General features: G+C 43.0%; 1 protein-coding gene. It reads left to right on the top strand.

Translation table 11 applies throughout. From position 1 onward, the window contains the following. Positions 1-96 precede the first annotated feature (96 nt). Positions 97-1,335: an ISL3-like element ISShha2 family transposase gene (locus tag ACVBIK_RS20635; protein WP_447170423.1), complete on the top strand. Its 1,239-nt coding sequence runs from the start codon at positions 97-99 to the stop codon at positions 1,333-1,335. Positions 1,336-1,348: the final 13 nt, after the last annotated feature.

Genomic DNA, 1,348 nt, shown 5'->3' with positions numbered 1-1,348 from the left:
GGCTCTTCTCCGCTTAAGTGAGTCTATTTATATCAAAGATCATAAATAACATTATCATTTGCAACACTTTCTTATCTGTGAATAAGTGGATATACCTTGCCATCATTATCATCCGCCCTATTTAGCTTTAAAGGGCAATGTGTGCAGTCCTTTTCTATAGAACAAGGGTCTCATTCTATTCTTGTACGATGCCGCCGAGACGGACGATTTAAGGTTAAAGAACCAAGAACTGAAAGGCGATGTACAGTTGATCACTATGTAAGAAGACGGGTACACGATCTACCAGTTAGTGGACGCCCTTGTAGCATTGAAGTCGAACTTGCTCAGACCAGAGATAAAGACGGAAGAAGGTTAATTGAGGCGACTGAATACGTTGCCAAAGGAGCGCGATATACCATTCGCTTCTGTCAATTCATCAGTGGATTATGCCGGTACATGAGTATTCACGCAGTGTCTCAACATCTAGGCATTCGTTGGGAAACGGTAAAAAACATAGATAAGGAATATCTACATTCAACTCTGCCAGGCTTGGAGCCCGCGAAGCTTAACAACTTAATCCATATTGGCGTTGATGAGGTGGCCCGAGCTAAAGGGCATGACTACATGACCGTGGTATATGATTTGGTTTCTGGTCATTTAATTTGGGTCGAACACGGTAGAAAAGCAGCAGTCCTTATTTCGTTCTTCGAGCAATTATCAACCGCGACGAGAGACGGTATTAAAGCGGTTTCAATGGATATGGGTCAGCCTTATCAATCCGCCGTAAGAAAAATGCTGCCTAACGCCGATATCGTTTTCGACCGATTTCATGTGATGCAAAACTACGGCCTGCTAATCAAAAAAGAGCGTTCCAAAGCCTTTCGAAATGGTTCTCATGAAGAGAAAAAGATGCTCAAAGGAACGTTGTTCCTCTTGCTGAAAAACGCCCATAAACTGGATGATAGGCAGTCAGATAGACTTGGTGACTTACTCGAGAGTAACAAGACTCTCTGCATTGTTTATATGCTGAAAGAGCAGTTACAAGCGATATGGGATGAAGCGTGTTACAAGTCGATGGTAATGGCACTTGAAGCTTGGTGCGGTCTTGCTAGGTCTACGAGGATATTGTCGTTGTGTAATTATGCAGACGCACTATTGGATAGAAAAGTCGGCATCTGCAATTACGCAAAATATAGATTAACCAATGCTCGAGTTGAAGCTGGGAATGTCTCTATTGGTTTACTCAGGCGAAGAGCTCGAGGGATCCGAGACATCGAGTACTTCAAACTCAAGATCAGACAAACATCAGTCCCTGATACCCATTCAACCTTTTATCCAAATATCAAGCTCATGTAAGCGGAGAAGAGCC

This window comes from Shewanella sp. 125m-1 (assembly GCF_052977065.1).
This window is presented reverse-complemented; position numbering and strand designations above follow the sequence as displayed.